A 2,621-nucleotide genomic window follows, 5' to 3' on the forward strand; every position below is an offset into this window, starting at 1 on the left:
TGGGTTTCCAAAGGGATCATTTTCGTATCGCTCAATTACCGTTTGGTTCCCAAAGTGACTCCGATACAGCAAGCCGAAGATGTTGCGAGTGCATTAGCGTATCTTCAGGCGCATGCAACTACATGGGGTGGTGATCCGAAAAAGATCATTTTAATGGGACACTCAGCTGGGGCACATCTGGTCTCTTTGATTTCTGCAAATCCTCAAAAATATGTTTCATTTGGATTAAAACCATGGCTCGCTACCGTGTCTCTTGATACGGCGACAATGGATTTAGTACAGACAATGGAGCAGAAGCATTATGATTTTTACGATGACGTGTTTGGAAGCGATAAAAATGTCTGGGTACAGAACTCACCATTTTATCAGCTTGAACGATTTGCTCCACCGATGCTGTTGGTTTGTTCCAGTATTCGTGAAGATAAACCGTGTGAGAGTTCAAAGCCGTTTATGAATAAAGGTTCTAGTATAGGATTGAAAATTGAAATAAGTGAACAACCGTTGAGTCATGGAGAGATTAATGATGATTTAGGCAAGCCAAACGGCTATACCGAGAGGGTAGAGCAGTTTATACGTTCGTTGGGAGTGGGGATTTAATCAATGATGGTGGTGAAACTCCAACACCTCTTTGATCTCTTCGGGGGTCGCTTCATGGATATCTAAAATCGTCCCCTCGAAAACGAGATCCATCCCTGCAAGTGGGTGATTTCCATCGAGTGTCGCGTGATCGCCGTCGATCTCGGTAACGGTATAGATGATAACATCCTCAGAATCTTCTTCGAAATATCCATCCAGTTCCATTCCGACACTTACCTCTATCGGCAATTCGCTGAGGGCTTCCGTGACAACGAGGGATGGGTCATAGATTCCAAATGCTTTGTCGGAAGAGAGTTCAATTTTAAATGTATCTCCGATACTTTTGCCCTCTAAACCTGTTTCAACGGTTGGAAAAATATGACCGTAATTACCGTGAAGATAAACCAGTGACTCTTCCTCTTCGTGGAGGAGGTTTCCCTCTGTATCATTGATATGGTAATCGATGGTAACGATGCAGTCTTTTTTGATGGTCATGATAGTTCCTTAGTGTAATGGTATAAGAATCGGGTTAAACGCTTTGGTCGAAATTATAGCATGGGCACCTACTCTCAGTTCTGAAACCTCGTTAGAACTGAGGACGGTACGGACAACCGATGAACCCACGAGTAATGTGACGATGAAAACTGGAAAATCCTCTTCTATTTTGAGCACTTCACCGATGAGTTGCAGTTTACCGCTGAGGCTTTGTGGGCTAAAGAACTCCATAGGGGAACACGTGCGTTTGATGTGTCCCGCTTCGACTTGAGCCAGACGGTCGGAGAGTTTCACAGTCTCAGCGATGTCGTGGCTCACGAGTAGGGTGGTTATACCGAGCCGTTCATGGATAAGAGTTAGTTCGTCTTGGAGCTTTTGGCGCATGGTTGGATCTAGTGCCGAGAGTGGTTCGTCGAGGAGCAATATTTTAGGATGGCGCACCAACGCACGGGCAAGTGCGACCCGTTGTTTTTGTCCCCCTGAGAGCGTATCAGGACGGCGGTTTGAGAGTTGGGTGAGTTCAACGAGCTCGATCAGCTCATCAACATTCGATCGTTGCTGGGCATCATCGGCGGCAAAAAGGAGATTTTCACGGACGCTCATTGTCGGGAAGAGGGCATAGTCTTGGAAGACAAATCCGATGCTCCGTTTTTGGGGTGGGAGATTGATTTTTTTGGTACTATCGAACCACACTTCACCGTCCACTTCGATTATGCCACTATCGGGTATTTCGAGTCCCGCAATGAGACGCATCAATGTTGTTTTCCCGGCACCGGAGGGACCGAAAAGGGTAAGAAATTCTCCATCATTGATCGTGAGATTGAAATGGGCGTTGATGGAACCCTCGGCAGTGTCGAGACGCTTGGTAATTTTAACTATTATCATCGAATCCCCCCGAGTGATTTTTTATTGAGGGTGTAGACGAGGAGGAGTATCGAGAAGGTGACGACAAAGAGGGTGAGGGCGTATTGGTGCGCCATGGCGTAGTTGAGTGATTCTACCTCGTCATAGATGGCAATGGAAGCGACGCGCGTTTCATCAGGAATATTTCCACCGATCATGAGGATGACTCCGAACTCCCCGACCGTGTGGGCAAATGCGAGGGTGATCCCTGAGATAAGACCATGTCGGATAGAGGGGAGGATAACTCGTAGCATGGTTTCCAGTTTCGATTTACCCAATGTGTAGGAGGCTTCGAAGATCGACCGAGGAACCCCTGCGAGGGCGGACTGGATCGGGTGTACCATAAACGGGAGACTAAAGAGAACGGAGCCGATCACCAGCCCCTCAAAACTAAATGCCAACCGTATCCCGTGCTCGGTCAAAAAACTTCCGATGGCGGAAGCGGGGCTGAACGCGAGAAGGAGATAAAATCCTAAGACTGAGGGTGGCAGTACGAGGGGCATACTGACGATGGTTTCGATGATGCTTTTGAATCGCATACGGCTAAATACCAAAAATGCCGCGAGGGGAATTCCGATGATGATGAGGATCACGGTAGTAACGGCGGCAAGTTTAAAGGTCAGCGCCATCGTGCTTAAAAATTCAGC

Annotated in this window: 4 protein-coding genes; 1 reads left to right on the forward strand and 3 read right to left on the reverse strand. The window is 47.4% G+C overall.

Translation table 11 applies throughout. From position 1 onward, the window contains the following. On the forward strand, nt 1-597 hold a 597-nt coding region (locus JZU62_RS02515; protein ID WP_295011579.1), incomplete at its 5' end, for an alpha/beta hydrolase. Here the strand turns inward: JZU62_RS02515 and JZU62_RS02520 are convergent. The 3 genes from JZU62_RS02520 to modB all read right to left on the reverse strand — a co-directional run. After that, on the reverse strand, nt 598-1,071 hold the full coding sequence (locus tag JZU62_RS02520; RefSeq protein WP_295011581.1) for a peptidylprolyl isomerase: 474 nt from the start codon (nt 1,069-1,071) through the stop codon (nt 598-600). It lies immediately after the preceding gene. Between the two features lie 9 nt (nt 1,072-1,080). Continuing rightward, nucleotides 1,081-1,956 carry an ABC transporter ATP-binding protein gene (locus JZU62_RS02525; RefSeq protein ID WP_295011583.1) on the reverse strand — a complete coding sequence of 292 codons (876 nt, stop codon included), beginning with the start codon at nt 1,954-1,956 and terminating at the stop codon, nt 1,081-1,083. Then, nucleotides 1,953-2,621 (reverse strand): molybdate ABC transporter permease subunit (modB, locus tag JZU62_RS02530; RefSeq protein ID WP_295011585.1); only part of this gene is annotated, 669 nt, incomplete at its 5' end. The genes JZU62_RS02525 and modB, both read right to left, overlap by 4 nt.

Source organism: Sulfuricurvum sp., from assembly GCF_019163035.1.
In the GTDB taxonomy this organism is placed as follows: domain Bacteria; phylum Campylobacterota; class Campylobacteria; order Campylobacterales; family Sulfurimonadaceae; genus Sulfuricurvum.

Excerpts from the sequence above, each read along its gene's own strand:
- JZU62_RS02520 (WP_295011581.1), bottom strand. The coding sequence starts at position 1,071 with ATGACCATCAAAAAAGACTGCATCGTTACCATCGATTACCATATCAAT.
- JZU62_RS02525 (WP_295011583.1), bottom strand. The coding sequence starts at position 1,956 with ATGATAATAGTTAAAATTACCAAGCGTCTCGACACTGCCGAGGGTTCC.